Below are 19879 nucleotides of genomic sequence, written 5' to 3'. Positions count from 1 at the left end.
CTACGCATCGTGATGGAAAACTATTAATTATCAGGGCTATTATCCTTGCGCGTTAAGCGCGATGATTTTTCAGGTAACATAAACACCGCGCTCGGGCGCCGATAATTATAAAAGCTTACTATCAATACGTTAGGGATGATGTCATCAATGAAAATTCAAGTCGCACTGCTTGTCCTCGGCGGTTCTCTCGCCGCCCTCACCGGCTGCACCGCCTCAAAATCATCGCCGGAGCGCCATGCGTACTATTTTGTCGCCCATCGTTCTGATTTTGTCGGCGGTAATTTTGCCGTTAACCGGCAGGAAAATTACCGCTTAAATCTGCCGACCTTCACCGAGATCTATCACCGCGGCAAACAGGACCGAACCGCCGGCGTCAGCGAAAGCGATGCCCGACGCAATGCCGATGCCATTAAGCAGCAGGTTATGAAGGGTACCCGGTCACAACACACCTTCACCGGCAATGCCAGCGATAGCTGGAATAATGACATGGAGAATAAAGACGCGGTGCTGTTCGGCAACGAACTTTCCGCCGCCTATCTGGACGGGTATCTCGGCGTAAAATAAGTCATTGCGCGCCACCGGAGTGGCGCACAACCTGCCGCCTATCGCCTGACGCTGACCCAGCGCTGCTGCCGATGGCTTTGCAAAATCGCGTCAACGATATACATCACATCCGCCCCTTCATAAAATGAGGCGAAACGCCGTTCGTCGGCTGCCGGCATCGTCCCGGCGCGTACCGCCTGATAGAAGCTCAACATCATATTCTTGAAGGCGTCCGGCCACCCCTCATTATGCCCGCCGGGGAAGTGGGCGCTGGCGGCGATGTCCGCCTGCATCAGACTCGGGTCATCGCTGAGCAGCTGATTTGGCTGCGCGCGCTGGCCAATCCACAGCCGCTGCGGAAGCTCCTGATCCCACGCCAGCGAACAGCGGCTGCCGTTAATTTCAACCGCCAGGCGGTTCTTTCTTCCGGCGCTGACCTGAGAAACGGTAAAACAGCCTTTGCTGCCGTCATCAAAGCGAAACAGCACGGACCCCATATCTTCCGTATCTACCTCGCGCACCTCAAAACGCGGAGATTCCCCCGTCTGGCTGAAGGTGGACTCGCCGGAAACGGCCGCGTGGCGCGTCGGCCAGACGATAGAAAGATCCGCCATCACCTCGGTGATGCGCCTGCCGGTCATAAACTGCACCGTGTCGCACCAGTGGGAGCCGATATCCGCCACCGCCCGCGAAGCGCCGCCCAGCGCCGACTCCACCCGCCAGTTATAGTCACTTTGCTGCACCATCCAGTCCTGCAAATAGCTGCCGTGCGCCGAAAAAAGCCGTCCGACCTGCCCGGCGCGCATCATGCTGGCGGCCTGCTGGACCATCGCGAACTGGCGATAGACGAAGCTTACGCCGTGCACCACCCCCGCCTTCTCCGCCAGCGTGACCAGTTCACGCGCCTCATCCGGAAGCATGCACAGCGGTTTTTCCGAGAACAGATGCAGCCCGGCGTGCAACGCCTGGCGGTTAATCTTCGCGTGCAGGTGGTTCGGCGTGCAGTTATGTACCACCTGTAAACCGGGATGTGCCAGGAGTTCCTCAACCTGACCATAAGCATGAGCCACATTCAGCTGCCGCGCTTTTTGCTGCGCCTGCGCCAGATTGCTGTCGCACAGCGCCACCACCTCGATGTCCCCGACCCGGCGCAGCGCTTCAATATGCGCCGGACCAATAAATCCAGTCCCAACAATGCCAACCTGAATCATGCTTGCCCCTCGCGACCGCTGGCGAAATCATCAAACGCCCGTTCGGAGACGGGAATAATATGGCGGCGGATAAATTCGCTGCCTTCGCGCGCGCCGGCCTCCGCCTCCTTCAGGCAGCACTCCCACTCCAGCACCGCCCAGCCGTCAAAGTCGTACTCGGTCAGCTTGCTGAAAATGCTCTTGAAATCAATTTGCCCATCCCCGGGCGAGCGAAAGCGCCCCGCCCGCTGCAGCCAGTTCTGATAGCCGCCGTACACGCCGCTGCGGCCGTCGCGACGAAACTCGGCATCTTTGACATGAAAGGCTTTGATCCGCGAATGGTAGATATCGATATACGCCAGGTAGTCCATCTGCTGGAGGTGCAAATGGCTGGGATCGTAGAGCATATTGCAGCGCGGATGGTTATCTACCCGCTGCAGGAAACGTTCAAAAGTCACGCCATCGTGCAGATCCTCACCCGGATGAATTTCATAGCAAAGATCGATCCCCTGCTCATCGTATAGATCGAGGAGCGGACGCCAGCGCCGCGCCAGTTCATCAAACGCCTCATCAATTCGTGACGGATTATGCGGCGGCCAGGGATAAAACAGAGGCCACGCCAGCGATCCGGAAAATGTCGCATGGGCCTGCAGGCCTAAGCGCGCCGAAGCCACCGCCGCCTGACGTACTTTTTCCACCGCCCACTGCTGGCGTGCCGGCGGATTTCCGCGTAGCGCGGCGGGGGCAAAGGCGTCGAACGCCGCGTCATAGGCCGGATGAACCGCCACCAGCTGCCCTTCCAGATGGGTTGAGAGCTCGCTGATGGTCAGACTATGTTCCGCCAGTCGCCCGCGAATCTCATCGCAGTAGGTCTGGCTCATCGCCGCGCGTTCAACATCAAAAATAGCCGGATGATTACACGGGATCTGTAGCGCCTGATAGCCCAGTCCGGCGGCCCAGGCGGCGATCCCGTCCAGGGTGTTAAACGGCGCCTGCGCGCCGATAAACTGCGCCAGAAAAATCCCCGGTCCCTTCATCGTTTTCATACCCCCTCCTGATAGTTAATACTGCTCTTTCTCGCGATACTGGAAAGAGAAAAGGAAAATCAGCGCGATAACCGCCGCGGCCACCGCCGGGATCCACCAGAAGGTGACCCACGCCTGCGGTACGGTCTGCCCGGCCACCAGCTGGTTATACAGCGCGCCGGAAATTTGCGATCCCAATAGCATCCCGATGCCGTAGGTAAACATGACTATCATGCTTTGCGCCTGGCCTTTGACCTTCTCTCCCGCCACGCGGTCGGTATAGATAAAGCCGACGACAAAAAAGAAGTCGTAGCACACGCCGTGCAGCAGGATGCCGAGATAGAGCAGGAAGCGCCCCTCTTCGCTCACTCCAAGGGCAAAGAAGGCATAGCGCACAAACCACGCCACCATCCCGACCAGCAGCATGTACTTGACCCCGAGACGGCGAAACAGCAGCGGGATCACCAGCATAAACGCGATTTCCGACATCTGCCCAAATGACATCGCGGTGCTGACATCCGCCACGCCGGCATCCGCCAGCCAGGAGGCGGTGTAGGCATAGTAGGTCCCCAGCGGAATCGAGATCAGCGTGGCGCAGAGTGAGAAAATAAAGAAATGGCGCGTCTTGAGCAGCGCAAACGCATCGGCGCAGAGCAGGTCGCGAAACTTCAGCGGAATGCCTTTCGCCGCTGCCGGCGTATGCGGCAAAGTCAGGCTGTAGAGGGCCAGTAAGACCGAACACAGCGCCGCCAGATTAAAGATAGCCGTGGTATCGGAAATTCCGCTCACGCCAATACAAATCCCGGCAATAATCCAGCCGATGGTGCCAAAGACGCGCACCACCGGGAAGGTTTTATCAACATTATTCAGGCTGTGGAAAGCGATATTGTTGGTCAGCGCCAGCGTCGGCATATAGCACAACGTATAGCCAAACAGCAGGCCGATAAGCAGCGCGCCATTGTGCGCGACCAGCGCCTGGGGGACGAACCACAGGATCGCGGCTCCCGCCAGGTGCATCACCGCCATCACTTTCTGCGAAGCAAAGAAGCGATCGACCAGCATCCCCAGCACAAACGGCGACAAAATCGAGGCAATAGGCCCGGCAGAGAACGCATCGCCAATCAGCAGCGCCATATCGTATCGCGTCATCACCAGCCCCAGGGTCACCGACCAGCTTCCCCAGATAAAGAACTGCATAAACATCATTAACGCCAGGCGCGGCACCAGAAACCGGTGCTGCACGCCAACGCTTTCACGTCCTTCCGTCGTTGATACCATTTTGTCCGCCCTCAAAAAGTAATCGATTACAAAACGTCACGAAATAAAAAGTAATCGATTACAAAAAGAAGATCCTGCGCTAATTACGCTAAGCGCGAAGACGATCACAATAAAAGGCAGAACGCCCCGGCGAAGGCCGGGGCAAGGAGGCATTACGCCGGACGGCGCAGCAGCTTAAAGACGATAAACAGGAACAGGATCCATACCGGCAGCAGAATGGCCGACAGGCGCATCCCGTCGATGGTGCACATCAGCACCAGAATCAGCGCAAGGAAGGCAATACAGAGGTAGTTGCCGCCCGGTGCCAGCAGCGCTTTGAACTTCGGCTCCCGCCCTTTTCGACGCTGGGCCGCGCGGAACTTCAGGTGCGCCATGCAGATCATGATCCAGTTCAGCAGCAGCGTTGCCACTACCAGCGCCATCAGCAGACCCAGCGCTTTCTGCGGCAGCAGATAGTTCAGCAGCACCACCAGCGAGGTAATCACCCCGGAGAGGATCAGCGAATTGACCGGCACGCCGCGTTTGCTGACGCGGGCCAGAAACTTCGGCGCATTGCCCTGTACCGACAGACCGAACAGCATGCGGCTGTTGGAGTAAACGCCGCTGTTGTAGACCGACAGCGATGCCACCAGAATGACGAAGTTAAGTGCAGAAGCTACCACGTTACTGTCAAGATTATGAAAAATCATCACAAACGGGCTGCTGTCGGACTTGATTTCCACCCACGGATAGAGCGCCAGCAGCACCACCAGCGAACCGATATAAAACAGCAGAATACGGTACACCACCTGGTTTACCGCCTTCGGAATGCTCTTTTCCGGATTTTGCGCTTCGGCGGCGGTAATACCAATCAGCTCCAGGCCGCCGAAAGAGAACATAATCACCGCCAGAGACATCACCAGGCCATGCCAGCCGGTGGCGAAGAAACCGCCGTGGCGCCACAGGTTGTCAAATCCGGCTTTGCTGCCGCCGTGGCCGCCAAACAACATCCACAGGCCAAAGCCAATCATGCCGATAATCGCCAGCACTTTAATTAAGGCAAACCAGAATTCCGCCTCGCCATACAGGCGAACGTTAACGAGGTTAACGGCATTGATGATGACAAAGAAGGCCGCCGCCCAGACCCAGGTCGGCACATCCGGAAGCCAGTACTGCATATAGATGCCGGCGGCGGTGAGCTCAGCCATCCCCACCAGCACAAACATCACCCAGTAGTTCCAGCCGGAGAGAAAACCGGCAAACGGGCCCCAGTATTTATACGCGAAGTGGGCAAAGGAGCCGGATACGGGCTCTTCGACCACCATTTCGCCAAGCTGGCGCATGATCAGAAAAGCGACGATCCCGGCGACGGCATAGCCGATCAGGACGGCCGGCCCGGCCATCTGAATCGCCGGTCCGATACCGAGAAACAGGCCGGTACCGATAGCCCCGCCGAGGGCAATGAGCTGAATATGTCGGTTCTGTAAACCGCGATGAAGCGTCGGGCCGCTCTCCGCTGTGGCATCTGACTGCGTTGACGCGTCTTTCACGTCTTTCCCCTGTGAGTTTTTATGAAGGGGCACCTTTTAACACTTCTGCTCGCCCGACTTCAAGTTGCAGATGCGTTGATTGCGCGGCAAGGGATGGTGACGAACGGCGGAAAAGGGATACACAGAAGGGGCGAGCGGCGTTGTCCCGCCCCGAATTTTACGATCAGAAATCGTAGCTCATCGATACTTTAACGGTACGTGGCTGGCCCTGGAACAGATAGGTGCCGGTATCATCAATACCTGACCAGTAGTTCTCATTGGTCACATTATCCACCCCGGCACGCAGGACCATCTGGTTTTGATTCTGGTTCAGCGCCAGACGGTAGCGTACGCCCAAATCGAGGGTCGTATAGCTGTCGAGTTTTTTGCTGTTCGCCGCGTCGGCATACTGTGAACCGGTGTGGTTCACCCGTGCGGTGGCCGTCAGCCCGTCAACCGGCTTGATGTCATACTCCGCGCCTAACACCGCGTAGAAGCGAGAAACGCCGATGGCATCTTTACCATCGTTGATACCCTTCGCCGTTTTGGTTTGCTCCGGATCCAGCCACTGAACGCTGCCGTTCAGGCGCAGGCCCAGCGTCGGTTCGCCGAAGATGTTCAGTTCGACGCCGCGGTTACGCTGCTCGCCATCCAGCCCGTAGTAGCCGTTAGCATCGGAGATAGCGTTAGGCTTTTTAATTTCAAACAGCGCCAGCGATCCCCCCAGGGTGCCATAATCAATTTTCACCCCAACCTCATCCTGTTTCGAATGAGCGATCCCGGTGCTCTGCCCGGCATTTGTCGCGGTATTTGGCGCCACGCTCCCCGGCTGCAGCGCCTCGGTGTGGTTGGCGTACAGCGACAGCGTCTCCCACGGCTTGTAGACCAGACCCACCGTCGGCGTCCAGCGGCTCTGGGTATAGCGGGAAGACGTATCTTCCAGACCGGTTTTGTTGCTGTAGTTACGCACCACCACTTTCTGATGACGCGCGGCGGCGGTGAGCAGCAGGCTGTTATCAAAGAAGCCTAGCGTGTCGCTCAGCAGCCAGCCCTGGGTACGGCTGCGTGACGTGGTGAGCGGGTCGAAGTAATTGCCGCCAAAATAGGCGTTATCCGGCATCGCCACATCATGGTTGTCATAGATATTGGTGGTCGGGTTTTTCGCCGACATACGCCAGGCGGTGGCATCGGTTCTGACCTGGGCGGCATAGCCGACGTTGACCTGATGAGAGATAACCCCGGTGTTGAAATTACCCCGTACACCGCCCATTCCGCTGATCGAGTCGATGATGCGGTTGGTATCCAGACGCCCGACGGTAGCATCGCCGTTGCCGTTAACCAGCTTCGGCGCGCTATAGGTGCCGGTTTCATGCGAGTGCTGGCCGCCGAGGGCGCTGTACAACGTCCAGCTGTTGGTCAGGTCATACTCGGCTTTGGCCATACCGAATTCGCTTTCTATATCGCTATAGCCCCACTTCTGGCTGTAGTTTTTGCTGTTATCCGGCAGCGCAGGAACAAAATCGACGCCGCTGATATTGATCCCCATCGTTCCGCCATGGAACGTCTTTTTCTGATAGCCGAAATCAAGAGAGGAGCGCAAACGGTCGCCGCGATAATCCAGCCCCAGTGACCCCAGCGTCGTGCGGCGCCGGTCATTATCAACCGCGCCCTCACCTTCGCGGTGAACTAGGTTCACCCGGGCGCCAAACTGATTATCTTCGCCAAAGCGACGGCCAAGGTCGAGGCTGCCGCCGACCTGAGAATCAGCGGTATAGTCCACGCCAACGCGGGTGGTCGGCACATCATCCGCACGTTTCGGTTCGAGGTTGATCATCCCGCCGACGCCGCTGCTGGCGACGCCATTGAGCAGACCGTTAGCCCCTTTGAAGACTTCAACGCGCTCCAGCATCTGGGTATCCATCACCTGACGCGGCACCACGCCCGCCAGGCCGCCCATGGTCATATCATCGCCATCCAGCTTAAACCCGCGAATGCGATAGGTTTCGGCAAAGTTACCGTAGCCCTGCACCGCCTGTACGCCGGCGTCATTACCGATAACGTCGGCGATAGTTTGCGCCTGCTGGTCCTGAATCAGTTTCGAGGTATAGCCGATAACGCTAAACGGCACATCCATCGCCTTTTGTTCGCCAAGCATACCGATACGGCCGCCGTGGGCAATTTGTCCGTCAAGGAAGGCCGGTACCACCAGGTCGCCGCCGGCTTTAAAATCGCTGCCTTCGGTCGCCTGAACGAGCATAACCTCTTCGTTTTTGTTGCTATCCGCGGTGTTGTCTGCAGCTACAGCGCTCTGGGTAATGGCGCCAATGGTTAACGCCAGCAGCGTTTTGCGCAGCGGGAATGGGGAAGACGTGATGTGCATAATGAGTCCGTGATGAAGATAAATGGAACAAATGGCCCGCTGCCGGGCCAGAATTTTTTATTGCGCGTTCAGGTCGATGCGGACAACGCTGTCCGGACCTTTGGTGGAGTGATCTTTGTTGAACGGTTGTTTAACGGTCACAAACAGCGTCTGCCCCTCGGCATCAAGCAACAGGCTGTTTGGATTCACGGGGATATCCCACTGTTTTTTCAGCGCATAGGTAGTGCCATCGAGGCTGATAACCTTGCCGGACTCGCGCTGGGAGATATAAATCTCATTGCGTTTCGGGTTGAACAGTACCGCCAGCGAGTCGCCCAGGTCGAGCTGCTTAATCACCTTGCCGCTGTGAATATCCAGCACCAGAGTGGTTTTCGCTTTTGAGTTATCGGTGACGAACAGGCGGCCGGTCTCGCTGTCTTCGGCGATATTCAGCAGCAGCGCCGGCTTGTCGCCCAGCGGCTTCCAGCGCTGTTCAATGCGGTTATTGCGCGGGTTGATTACGAGGATTTCCCCGCCGCCGTTGGCTGCATACAGACGTCCGGTTTGCGCGGAATAGTGCAGGCCGGTCATCCATTTGCCGGTATTTTTAATCCGCGCTTTCAGCTTCAGCGTATTGGCATCAACCACCCAGATTTGCGCCGGATCGGCAACCGCCCCCACGTAGAGGGTATTATTCAGCAGCAGGATCTGGCGCGCGCCGTACGGCAGCCCCTTCTCGTTGCGCTCGCTAAACAGCAGGCGCTTTTTGACTTTGCCGGTGGCGGTGTCAATGGCGCTGATGCCGCCGTCAAGCGAGTTGGTGACGAACAGCGTTGCGCCATCCGGCGTTATCTGGACGGCAAAGTTTTTCAGGTCGGTGTAGCTCAGGCCGATGGTCTTCAGCGTTTTCGGGTCGAGCTTATAGACCGCTCCGCCCTGCACGTCTTTAAAACCTTCGGCGCTAGCCACGTACAGCGCATCGCCCCGTGGGCTGAGCGCCATTTCGTACAGCCCCTCGGCCAGTTGACGTTTGAGCGGCTGTATGACGGTCACGGCGTTTTTCTCGGCGACCGGCGGGGTTACCTTAGTGGAAGGGGGTGTGGCGCAGCCGCTTAAGACGGCAGAAATGACCAGAGCTAATACCGGAATGGTGTATTTCATCATTGAAATCCTTAACAAAATCAATAAACCGGTGGTAGCTCTGCGCCGATATTATGTTGTTCCGGCATAGCAAGACTGAACCCCACCCTACGCCTTCGCTGTTTCCTTGTGAGCGGCTCACTGGCGCAGGTTAGTCCATTCTTAGCCTGCAAACAAAAAGAAGAATGAGAACTATACTCATTATCTTATAGCGTGCAAGCCTAATCACAACCGACCCGCGCAAAAGCGATAATCTGCTGAAAACAAGGCGTTCTTATGGGGGGAGCGGCTCTCACGAGCGGGAGAAAACGACAGACCCCGCGCGCTGACCGTACGGGGTAAGGGAAAATACGGGCCACATCCGACAAATCGCACGGCCCGATATACGATCGCTTCAGCACTATAGCGGCCGATGGCGCCGGACTAATAGCGTACCATCACCGATTTGAGTTCGGTGTAATCATCGATAAAGGCGCTGCCGAACTCGCGGCCAATCCCCGACCCTTTCATGCCGCCAAACGGCACCGCCGGATCGAGAAAGGTGTGCATATTCACCCAGACAATTCCGGCGTTAATCGCGTCGGAATAGCGCAGCGCCTTGCGGATGTTCTCCGACCAGACGCTGGCGGCCAGGCCAAACGGCGAAGCGTTAATCCGGGACAGCGCCTCCTCTTCGCTTTGGTAGCCGATAAAACTGCACACCGGACCGAAAGTCTCTTCCTGCATCAGCGTGCTGTTTTCGCTCCGGACCTTCACCGCCGTCGGTAAGACAAAATAGCCGTCGCCGGGCAGCGCTTCGCCGCCGCAGACAATGGTGTCGCCCTCTTCCCGCGCTTTTTCAATCAGCTGCAGCACCTTCTCAAACTGCACCCGATTAGCCAGCGGCCCCATCAGCGTCTGTTCATCCAGCGGTGAGCCGGGACGCAGCGCAGACAGGCGCTGCTTCAGTATTTCCAGCACCGCATCCAGCTTGCCCTGCGGCAGATAAAACCGCTCGGCGGCAGCGCAGATTTGCCCCTGGTTCAGATAACCTGCTTCGATAATGCCGTCCGCCATCGCCTCGGGGGTGAGATCGTCGAGAAACAGCGCGGCGTTTTTGCCCCCCAGTTCGAGGGTGACGCGTTTTCCGGCGCCGATCGCCGCATGCTGAACTTTCTCGCCGGTCGCCACCGAACCGGTGAAGCTGACCTTGGCGCAGGCCGGGTGGGCGATCAAGCGCTGGGCGATTTCACCGCCCGCGCCGTTCACCACGTTAATCACCCCGTCCGGGATCCCCGCCTCTTTCGCCAGCTCCGCAACCCGCAGCAGCGTCAGCGGCGTATACTCGCTCGGCTTCATCACGATGGTGCAGCCGCACACCAGCGCCGCCGCCAGCTTCCAGATAGCGATCATTATCGAAAAGTTCCACGGCACGATCCCTACCACTACGCCAACCGGCTGACGACGAGTAAAGGCCGTGTACTGCTCTCCCGCCATGGACGGGAGCGAGACATCCAGCGTTTCGCCGGTGACCTTGCCTGCCCAGCCGGCAAAGTAGCGCAGGAACGCTACCGACTGATCCAGCTCAAGCATTCGCGCCAGGCCGATGGTTTTACCGGAGCACAGGCTCTCCAGCTGCGCCAGCTCCTCACGATGGCTGGCCAGCAGATCGGCCAGCCTGAGCAGCAGCGTGCCGCGCTGCAGGGTCGGCATCGCACGCCAGGAGTCAAAGGCCTGGCTGGCGCTGGCCATCGCCCGATCCGCCTGCCCGACATCCGCCGACGTTACCCCGGCAATCGCTTTGCCAGTGGCGGGGTTTATCACCGCCAGCGTCGGTCCGTTGCCGGGCAAAGCCTCTCCGGCAATAAACTGCCCGTGCGGTTGGCGTAAAAAAGCTGCTACTTCAGCAAGTAAGGTCACGTCGCTCATCGGTGGCATCCGTTTTTTCAGGAAATGTTCCTCATCACATCACGCCAGAAACAGACTGCCTATCGTTCTAAAGAACGTCATTCTTTCGGACGATATTCAGCGCCCCGCCGCCATGCTGTGATGGAGGTCTTAGCCAGGCGAGACAGACAGGGTAACGCTATGAATATCAAAATCGATGCGCTGAACTACTACGGCGCCACCAAAAAATATCAGCTGCATTTTCCGGCGCTGCAGGATGATATTGACGCCGACGTGGTGATCATCGGCGGCGGCTTTTCCGGTATCAACACTGCGCTGGAGCTGGCAGAACAGGGCATCACCAACGTGGTCGTACTCGAAGCCCGTCATTTAGGCTACGGCGGCACCGGCCGCAACGGCGGCCAGGTCATGGCCGGCATTGGTCACGACATCGAAGCGGTGAAAAAACATGTGGGTAAAGAGGGGCTGGAGACGCTGTTTAAAATCTCGAACCTTGGTGCAGGAATCATTCGCGAACGGATTAAGAAATACAATATCGATGCCGACTTTGTTCCGGGCTACGGCTATCTGGCCTATAACCAGCGTCAGCTGAAGACCCTGCGCCAGTGGGAAAAAGAGTTTAAGGCCGCCACTCCGGATGAGGATATCGCGCTCTATACCGGCAGCGATGTGCAGCAAATTGTGGGCTCCGACGTCTACTGCGGCGCGCTCAAGCATATGGGCGGCGGGCAGATCCACTCCCTGAATATGCTGCTGGGCTCGGCAAAAGCGGCGCATTCATTAGGGGTGAAAATTTTCGAATCCTCTCCGGTCGTAGAGGTGAATTACGGCAAAGAGGTGCGGGTTCGCACGGCGATGGGCAGCGTGAAGGCGGCTAAACTGCTGTGGGCCTGCGACAGCTTCCTCAATAATCTGGAGCCGGAAATCTATAACAAGACGCTGGTGACCTACTCTTATCAGGTCTCAACGGAACCCCTTTCCGATGAGCTGATCGAACGCATCAGCCCGCTACGCGGCGCCTTCAGCGACATTCGCCCGGTCATCAACTACTACCGAATTACGCGGGAAAACCGCCTGCTGTTCGGCAGCGCCACGCGCTACCTTGAATATACGCCGAACGATTTTGCCGCCTGGAATCGTACGCTGCTGGCGGAAGTGTTCCCCTATCTTAAGGATGTCAAAATCGACTTCGCCTGGGGCGGCCCGATGGCCTGTAGCGCGAACCTGTTCCCGCAAATTGGCACCCTGCGCGAGCACAATAACGTTTTCTACGTTCAGGGTTATTCCGGGTTTGGCGTCACCCCCTCGCATATCGTGTGCAAAATTCTCGCCGAAGGAATTAACGGCGGCTCAGATCGTTACCGCCTGATGAGCAGTATTCCTCACGCCACAATCCACGGTCGTGACAGCCTGCGTCTGCTGCTGGTCACCGCCGGAAAACTCATGCATCAAACCGCCGGTTACTGGAAAGGCCGGAGTTAACCAGGAGAACATCATGCAAGCATTTAAACTCGATCAACCGGTTCCTGAACTGCAGCCTATCGGCAGCGTCAGCCTGCTGGGCGCAACGCCAACCGAAGGCGATCCGCAGGTGGCGGGCGCTATGGTTTACGGCGAACCACAGGACGCCTTTACCTGCGGTCTGTTTTCGTCCACTCAGGGGAGTTTCACCATGACCTATCCGTTTACCGAACACGCCACCGTGCTGGAAGGCGAAGTTGAGCTGACCGTCTCTGGCGGCAAGCCGCAGCGCTTCGCCCCGGGCGACAGCTGGTTCGTGAAGCAGGGCACCGAAGTGGAGTGGAAAATCCTCACCCCGCGCTTCGTCAAACACTACCTGGCGAACGTCGAAAGCCGCTAACCAACGCAGACAATCCCCGGTGCCCGGCGGCGGGGATTGTATTCATGCACTGGGTCACAGATTCAACCGCCGTTCTCCACCTTCAGGACGATATTCATTGAGCCGGATGCCAACCTAAATTATGACTATCCGGAATGGCTATTCACTTCCAGCCACTCCCTGCCCTTACCTATCTTGTGCAGAGGTTGACTATGTTCAGTAAAAGACTCGCCAGCCATCTCGAACGCGGCGTCGTCGGCTTTCCTACTACCCTCGCCAGCTCCGTCGGACTGATTATGGCCAGCCCGGTGATCCTGACCGTGACCAGCGGTTTTGGGATGGGCGGCGATACCTTCGCGCTGGCGGTACTGCTGGCGTTTATCATGATGCAAGCGCAGGTCACCACCTTTGCCGAAGCGGCGACGCTAATCCCCACGACCGGCTCGGTATATGACTATATCGCCTGCGGGATGGGGCGTTTTTTCGCCATTACCGGCGCGCTGTGCGCCTATCTGATCGTGCATATTTTTGCCGGCACCGCGGAAACCATTCTGGCCGGGGTGATGGCGCTGGTGAACTTTGAGTCCATCAGCAGCCAGATGGCCGCCCATCAGAATACCTGGATGGTCGGCGTCGGAATGGTGGTGGTGTTCGGCCTGCTGAACGCCATTGGCGTCGAGATCTTCGGAAAGGTCGAAGTCGTACTGACCTTCGGGATGTGGAGCACGCTAACCATTTTCGGCCTGTGCGGAATTTTTATGGCGCCGGTGACCCATCTCTCCGGCTGGTTCGGCACGCCGCTTGATGTCAGCGATCTCTCAGGTCTGTTCGGCTATATCGGCATGGCGATGTTTATGTTCGTCGGCTGTGAACTGGTGACCCCCATGGCCCCGGAAATTAAACACGCGCACCGCACCATTCCTCGCGCGATGGCGCTCGGCCTGCTGGGCGTCGCAAGCTGCATGTTTATCTATGGTGCGGCCATTAACCGTCAGGTCGAGAACGTGGTACTGGACGCGGCCAACAACGTCCACCTGCTGGATACGCCGATGGCTATTCCGGCCTTCGCCGAACGGGTGATGGGCCACGCGGGACAGTACTGGCTGGGCGTCGGCCTGCTGCTGGCGGGCTGCGCGACCATTAATACTCTGATGGCCGCCGTACCGCGGATTATCTACGGCATGGCGCTGGATGGCGCGCTCCCGCGCTTCCTGACCTGGCTGCATCCTCGCTTCAAGACGCCGGTTATCGCCATTGCCATTGGCGTGGCGATACCCTGCCTGCACGCCTGGTATCTGAACGGCAATATCGATCGTATCGTGCCGCTGATCCTCGCCGCCGTCTGCGCCTGGGGCGTCGCCTATCTGCTGGTGACCCTTTCGGTGGTACTGCTGCGTATTCGTCGTCCGGATCTGCCTCGCGCCTACCGCTCGCCGTGGTTCCCGCTGCCGCAAATTATCTCCAGCGTCGGGATTATTATCGCCATCATCAATATCACCCCGCCGGGGATGGACAGCCGCGAAGTGCTGGTGCCATTTGGCATCATGCTCGGTCTGACCGCCGCCTATGCCCTCTTCTGGACGGTGTGCGTCCAGCGGGTCAACCCGTTCCGTCCGGTACCGGTTGAAGAGGTGGTGGAACGCGCGATTGGCAACTATGAGAAACAGAACCAAGGGGAGATGACGCCAGATGCCCTCCGTCCCCTCGTTTAGTACCCCGCTGATGAATGCGGTGCAGCGCGACCTGGCCGGCTGGAACAGCGAAAAGCTCAGCGAGCGCAGTGCGGTGCTGCACCTGAACGCCACCACCGACGTCACCTTCAGCGTTCGCCAGAAAAGGCTGTTTATGGCCAGCATTCACAGCTGCGAATTTGTCGTCGAGGGGCCGGTCACCCGGCCCGCTCAGGGTAGCATTCGCGCCCATCAATCCGGCTGGCTTAAACGCCAGCCGGTGACCTTCCGGGCGGCAAAACCGGCCGCCGATCTCGCCCGTTACCTCAACCGTTTTCCGCGTTTACAGCAGACATTAAGCGAACTGGATTACCGCCGTTTCTCCTTAACCATTGATAATCAGCGCTGGCGCTGCTGCATTGAGCCGTGGGCCGCCAGCGAGGTGGTCTGCAAAATGCCGCCGCTGCGCCGCTATCTGCGTCTCGAAAAACATCAGCGGATGCTGCTGCTGAGCGTTATGAATATGCTGCATCAGGCGATCGGTCAGTGGATGGCGCAAACGGCGACAGAGAAGTGACATCAAAGAGAAGTGAAAAGTAGTCTCACACAGGAGAGCGCTTCTCCGCCTTCCTGGCGGAGAAGCGAAAGGAGATTACTTCAGCCCAAACCGGTGCGCCAGTTCGTCAATCGCCTGGCGCTGAAAGCGGGTAAAGGCCTCGCGCGGTTGCTGTTGCTGAATAAACGCCAGCAGCGGATCCTCAACCTCGGTTTTCACGCCGCTCAACGCCTCCATCACCGCCAGCCCGCAGAACGGTACATAGGATTCGGCATAGCCCCCTTCATGCACCATCACCAGCTTACCGCCGCACAGACGATCGGCCGCCTCCTGCACCCGTTCGGTCATGGCGCGGAAACTATCGCTGTGGAGCAGCATTCGCGCCAGCGGATCCATAGCGTTGGCATCGTAACCGCAGGCGACGATAATCAGATCCGGTTCAAAACGCGCCAGCGCCGGCAGCACGATCGTTTCCAGCGCATAGCGCCAGCCGTCGTCCCCTGCGCCGGCCATCAGCGGAACGTTAATGTTGTAACCTTCGCCGGCACCGGTGCCGCGATCTTCCTCTCCGGCATAGCCCGGTGGGAAACAGCCGTCCTGGTGCAGCGAGATTGTCAGCACATCGTCACGATGCAGGTAGATATGTTGCGTACCGTTGCCGTGGTGCACATCCCAGTCGAGGATCGCCACTTTACCCAGCCCGAACCGCGCCTTCGCCCGCTCCACGGCAATGGGAATGTTGGCAAGAAAACAGAAGCCCATCGATTGATCCGGCAGGCAGTGGTGGCCCGGCGGCCGCGACAGAGAGTAGGCATTATCCAGCTCGCCGCTCAGCACCGCCTCAACCGCGGCACAGGCCAGCCCGGCAGAAAGGCAGGCAATTTCATAGCTGCCCGGCCCCAGCGGCGCCTCTTTGCCCAGCAGACCGCCGCCGCTATCGCTGATCGCCTTAAAGCGCTCCAGATAATGTGCCGGGTGAATGCGGCGCAGATCCTCCTCGCCGGCGGCCGCGCCGCCGCGTAGCTGAAGCTGCGCAGTCAGCCCCGCGACATCCATCAGGTTTTTCATCCGACGCTTGGTCTCCGGCGATTCCGCATGGCCGCCCCCTGCCGGAGGTTGTACCCAGCCGCCGACCGGTAGCGTCACCGCATGCAGGCCGGTACTGTGCCAGAAACAACGTTCATCAAAGAAGAAACCGGTTTTTCTTTTCACTCTATCCTCCCGTTGGCTCACTCTTCCCGGCGGACGATGCCGCCAGAATTAATCCTGCTGAGATCAGCGCGCAGCCGCCTGCCGCCGCAAGCAGCGCATCGGCGCTGGAAAAACGTTGTAGCAGCGCCCCGGCCAGCGCCGGACCGGCCGCCATTCCGCCGCCAATCACCAGATTGATGCTGTTCATCAGGCGACCGTTGTTATCCAGCCCGGCAACGCGCGCGAGAATAAAAGGCAGAACAAAGGTCCAGGTGAATTTGAACAGCAGCGCGGCCAGCGCGAAGCGCACCAGCAGCGGATGACTGACCAGCAGCACAATGCTGAGAATCAGCAGGCCGTAGCCCAGCCAGACCGGTATCCGGTCCGGGCGCCGCGTGCCGCGCAGAGCGGCGCCGCCCGCGCCGATAATGCCGCACACCGTCGCAGCCGCCAGCACCATGCCAATTTGCGCCGCGGTCAATCCCGCCGCGCTGCCGATGGTGCCGATAAAAGTCCACACCGCGCTGAGGCTGATATAAAACGTGAGGATCGCCAGCACCGCGCACAGCTTACGTCGCGGTGCGGCCGCGGGCGGCTGGCGGGAAGAGGCCGACATCGGCTGAAAGCGCTGAGGAAAGGCCGGGACCAGCGGCAGACAGCAGAGCATGATAGCGGCGAGGATCAGATACACCACCTTCAGGCCAAAGCTGGCAAACAGGGCGGGTAACACCAGCAGTCCCACCATTCCCAGCAGCAGTTGTCCCAGCACCCAGAAGGCATACACCCGGGAAGGATTGGCCGTCCCGGCCGCACAGCTGATACACAGGATCATCAGGGTGCCCCCCGCCAGCGAGGCGATGAAGCGGGCGATCAGCAGCGTTTCGTATTGACTGACCGCCGCCGAGACAAGATTGGCGACGAGAAACACCGCGCAGGCGCACAGGGCCACGCGGCGCCAGTTCAGACGACTCATCCACCACCATGCGGGCAGCGTCGCAAGGCTCATGGCGCCGAGTTCGGCGGAGAAAAGATAGCCAATCTCTGCCGGCGTCAGCTGCCATTCGCTGGCCAACTGCGCCGCGACCGCTGGCGCGGTCATCAGAATCCCCGGCGCAACGGCAGCGAAAATGACGATGGCCGCCAGCAGGCGGGCGGTGAAAACCAGCCCGGACGGCTGGGATAACAGCTTTTCGGCAACAGGCGTACTCGACATCGTGGTGCGTGCTCCAGTCAAAAAAGTCTCCCCCCGGGCAGCAGTCCAGGGAGTGATACCGTCAGGCATCAGGAAAACGCCGCGGTCGGCGGCGCGCGCGGGATGCGATGAGTCAGATTACAGATGCAGCGTGCGCTGAGCGGATGGCATCCAGGTTCGGGAAACGAGCTCGGTACGATTGACCACTTCGGTCTTGGCAAAAATATTGCGTAGGTGGGTCTTCACCGTGGAGAGAGAAATATCCAGCTGACGAGCAATCAGCTTATTACTGGCCCCTTCGCGGACCATGCCAACAATTTCACGCTCTTTCGCCGTCAGCATCGCCGGCAGATCTTCCTCTTCCTGGAGACAATCGTGGATGGCCAGCTCCACCAGCGGTAGCACCGCCTGGGCGCGCAGACGCTCTTCGCTGGAGAAAGCGACGTCGCGCATTAAGGAGATACCGGCAATAATCCGTCGGTCGCGGCGAATAAACACTTCGGTCATGTCGCGAACATTATTCGGCAACATAAACTCATGATAGTAATGACGGTTACGGTCACAGAGGCCTGGCGTCATCGCCGCCATGGTAATTGCCTGATGGCTAAAGCGGGACGGCAGCAGCGGATCTAACGGCTGAAAACACTCCAGATATTGCTGGTGCGTATTCGCAGAAATATTATGCAAAATATAGTGTTCTGGTTTTAAACGATGATTGACCCGATAAAACACCGCCGACGACAGTGGAATTAACTGTGAAATAGTCTGTAAACAACGGGCAATTATCGCATCATTACGACTGGCTTTTAATAAAGCAGACATGATCCCCTCCCGTCGAGGTGAAAGTGCGTTAAACGCGGATGACCAACGATACAAGAAGCATACATTTCACATTTAAGTAACACAATCATTAACATATTAACAATGTGATATTGGTTGCAAAATTTTATTTAACACACTGTTATTTAAAACATTATTATTGCGCATAGCGTTGTGTTATCGACCTAATATTAAAACATAAACAAAAGTTATTAACTTTATCCCCTGGCGCCGCGCGCTTCACATTCTCACGCTTTTCAGCGCCGAACTCGTCCTTTAGAACGATAGTCTTTTTCAACGACTCCTCTATACCTGATAAATAACACTCAGGTCATTTTCATCAGGCGCTTAACTCTGCAGGGAAGCGTAGGTTTTTCTGCTGCCCAAACAGGACCGCAGGCCGAAAAAATTAACCGGAGACGGAGTGCTGCCCCGCGCCAGAATGGCAAATAAAATAACTTAACCGGACAGGATCAAAACGATGCTGAATATCGCCGCACTACGCCAGCAGCAAATTCCGCTGGCTATGGAGCCTCGGGCAACGGTGCCCTTTCATCTTTTGATCAAACCCATTGGCCCGGCCTGCAACCTTGCCTGCCGTTACTGTTATTACCCACAGGGCGATACCCCGGTGCGGAAAATGGACGATGCGACGCTGGAGTCGTTTATCCGCCGCTATATTGCCGCCCAACCGGCCGGGGCCCGGGAGATTAATTTCGTCTGGCAAGGCGGCGAACCGCTGCTGGCCGGACTGCGGTTTTATCAGAAGGCGCTGGCGCTGCAGCAGCGCTATGCCCCCGCGGGCGTCACCATCAGCAACAGCCTGCAAACCAACGCCACGCTCATCAACGATGCGTGGTGCCGCCTGTTCCGGGAACATCACTTCACGGTCGGCGTCAGTCTGGAAGGCAGTGAAACACTGCAAAACCACCATCGTCCGGATAAACGCGGCCAGGCCAGCTACCCGGCGGCGCTGCGCGGCATCGCTCTGCTGCACCGGCATCAGGTGGAATTTAATTTACTGGTGGTGGTCCACGACGAGATGACCCGGCACGCGGCCTCCATTTACGACCATATTGTCAGTCTTGGCGCCCGCTACCTGCAGTTTCAGCCGCTGATGAGCGAAGGCGATGCCCTGGCGCAGGGCTACCGGCTCAGCGCCGATAACTGGGGGCGCTTTATGGTCGCTATCTGGCGCCAGTGGCGTAAGCGCGACGATATCGGGCGGGTTTTTGTGATGAATATTGAGCAGGCGTGGGGGCAATATTTTAGCCATACCAGCGCCACCTGCGTCCATGCCGCTCGCTGCGGCAGCAACCTGGTGATGGAGCCCGACGGCCGGCTCTACGCCTGCGATCACCTGATTAACGACCGGCATCATCTTGGCCAGCTCGACGACCGCCCGCTGGCTCAGGCGGTGGACAGCGCGACCCGCCTGCCCTTCGGCAGCGAAAAAAGCCGACGCCGGGAGTGTCAGCAGTGCGCGGTAAAAATAGTCTGCCAGGGCGGCTGTCCGGCCCATCTTAACGACGCCGGCTACAACCGGCTGTGCGCCGGCTACTTCCATTTTTTTAGCGAAATTCTTGCTCCGCTGCGCCCCTACTCCCGCGATCTGAACGGCCTGCGCGCCTGGCGCGCCCGCTTTATCGACAGTCGGGCGACGCGCTAACCGACATTTTTC

General features: G+C 58.3%; 16 protein-coding genes. 6 read left to right on the top strand and 10 right to left on the bottom strand.

Annotated features, from left to right (window positions below):
* Positions 1–147: 147 nt before the first annotated feature.
* Complete coding sequence (locus ROR01S_RS15725; protein WP_004859150.1) at positions 148–564, top strand: Exc2 family lipoprotein; 417 nt, start codon at positions 148–150, stop codon at positions 562–564.
* A 38-nt stretch (positions 565–602) separates the two neighbouring features.
* Here ROR01S_RS15725 and ROR01S_RS15720 read toward each other — a convergent pair whose 3' ends face one another.
* The 7 genes from ROR01S_RS15720 to ROR01S_RS15690 all read right to left on the bottom strand — a co-directional run bounded on the left by ROR01S_RS15720 (position 603) and on the right by ROR01S_RS15690 (position 10960).
* Entirely contained in the window at positions 603–1754 is a 1152-nt protein-coding gene (locus ROR01S_RS15720) for a Gfo/Idh/MocA family protein (protein ID WP_004859146.1), read from the bottom strand.
* Positions 1751–2779, bottom strand: coding sequence for a sugar phosphate isomerase/epimerase family protein (locus ROR01S_RS15715; protein ID WP_064359666.1), 1029 nt, complete (start codon positions 2777–2779; stop codon positions 1751–1753). The genes ROR01S_RS15720 and ROR01S_RS15715 overlap by 4 nt, the downstream gene beginning before the upstream one ends.
* A gap of 15 nt (positions 2780–2794) precedes the next feature.
* Complete coding sequence (locus ROR01S_RS15710) at positions 2795–4000, bottom strand: MFS transporter (RefSeq protein ID WP_162268840.1); 1206 nt, start codon at positions 3998–4000, stop codon at positions 2795–2797.
* Between the two features lie 188 nt (positions 4001–4188).
* Positions 4189–5565 (bottom strand): phenylalanine transporter, encoded by a 1377-nt coding sequence (pheP, locus tag ROR01S_RS15705; RefSeq protein WP_004859136.1) that lies wholly within the window; start codon positions 5563–5565, stop codon positions 4189–4191.
* A 163-nt stretch (positions 5566–5728) separates the two neighbouring features.
* On the bottom strand, positions 5729–7924 hold the full coding sequence (locus tag ROR01S_RS15700) for a TonB-dependent receptor (RefSeq protein ID WP_064359665.1): 2196 nt from the start codon (positions 7922–7924) through the stop codon (positions 5729–5731).
* 57 nt (positions 7925–7981) lie between these two features.
* Positions 7982–9064 (bottom strand): YncE family protein, encoded by a 1083-nt coding sequence (locus tag ROR01S_RS15695; RefSeq protein ID WP_015584956.1) that lies wholly within the window; start codon positions 9062–9064, stop codon positions 7982–7984.
* A gap of 402 nt (positions 9065–9466) precedes the next feature.
* Positions 9467–10960 (bottom strand): aldehyde dehydrogenase family protein, encoded by a 1494-nt coding sequence (locus ROR01S_RS15690; RefSeq protein WP_160873196.1) that lies wholly within the window; start codon positions 10958–10960, stop codon positions 9467–9469.
* 150 nt (positions 10961–11110) lie between these two features.
* On the opposite strand from ROR01S_RS15690, the gene ROR01S_RS15685 reads away from it, so the two are divergent.
* From ROR01S_RS15685 to ROR01S_RS15670, 4 genes are all read left to right on the top strand, one after another.
* Complete coding sequence (locus ROR01S_RS15685; protein ID WP_004859120.1) at positions 11111–12412, top strand: NAD(P)/FAD-dependent oxidoreductase; 1302 nt, start codon at positions 11111–11113, stop codon at positions 12410–12412.
* A gap of 13 nt (positions 12413–12425) precedes the next feature.
* Positions 12426–12791 carry a cupin domain-containing protein gene (locus ROR01S_RS15680; protein WP_004859114.1) on the top strand — a complete coding sequence of 122 codons (366 nt, stop codon included), beginning with the start codon at positions 12426–12428 and terminating at the stop codon, positions 12789–12791.
* Positions 12792–12982: 191 nt separating this feature from the next.
* Positions 12983–14482: an APC family permease gene (locus tag ROR01S_RS15675; protein ID WP_004859112.1), complete on the top strand. Its 1500-nt coding sequence runs from the start codon at positions 12983–12985 to the stop codon at positions 14480–14482.
* The gene (locus ROR01S_RS15670) at positions 14460–15017 is read left to right on the top strand and encodes a DUF3156 family protein (protein ID WP_064359664.1); all 558 of its coding nucleotides are present in this window, start codon (positions 14460–14462) and stop codon (positions 15015–15017) included. Before ROR01S_RS15675 ends, ROR01S_RS15670 begins: the two co-directional genes overlap by 23 nt.
* A gap of 75 nt (positions 15018–15092) precedes the next feature.
* Here ROR01S_RS15670 and ROR01S_RS15665 read toward each other — a convergent pair whose 3' ends face one another.
* From ROR01S_RS15665 to ROR01S_RS15655, 3 genes are all read right to left on the bottom strand, one after another.
* Positions 15093–16208, bottom strand: coding sequence for a class II histone deacetylase (locus tag ROR01S_RS15665; protein WP_032716820.1), 1116 nt, complete (start codon positions 16206–16208; stop codon positions 15093–15095).
* Position 16209: 1 nt separating this feature from the next.
* On the bottom strand, positions 16210–17400 hold the full coding sequence (locus ROR01S_RS15660; RefSeq protein WP_064359663.1) for an MFS transporter: 1191 nt from the start codon (positions 17398–17400) through the stop codon (positions 16210–16212).
* 117 nt (positions 17401–17517) lie between these two features.
* Entirely contained in the window at positions 17518–18201 is a 684-nt protein-coding gene (locus ROR01S_RS15655) for a helix-turn-helix transcriptional regulator (protein WP_004859096.1), read from the bottom strand.
* Between the two features lie 478 nt (positions 18202–18679).
* Between ROR01S_RS15655 and ROR01S_RS15650 the strand changes: the two genes are divergently transcribed.
* The gene (locus ROR01S_RS15650; RefSeq protein ID WP_064359662.1) at positions 18680–19867 is read left to right on the top strand and encodes an anaerobic sulfatase maturase; all 1188 of its coding nucleotides are present in this window, start codon (positions 18680–18682) and stop codon (positions 19865–19867) included.
* Positions 19868–19879 lie beyond the last annotated feature (12 nt).

The sequence above is a fragment of the Klebsiella ornithinolytica NBRC 105727 = ATCC 31898 genome (assembly GCF_001598295.1).
Taxonomy (GTDB): Bacteria; Pseudomonadota; Gammaproteobacteria; order Enterobacterales; family Enterobacteriaceae; genus Klebsiella; species Klebsiella ornithinolytica.
This window is presented reverse-complemented; position numbering and strand designations above follow the sequence as displayed.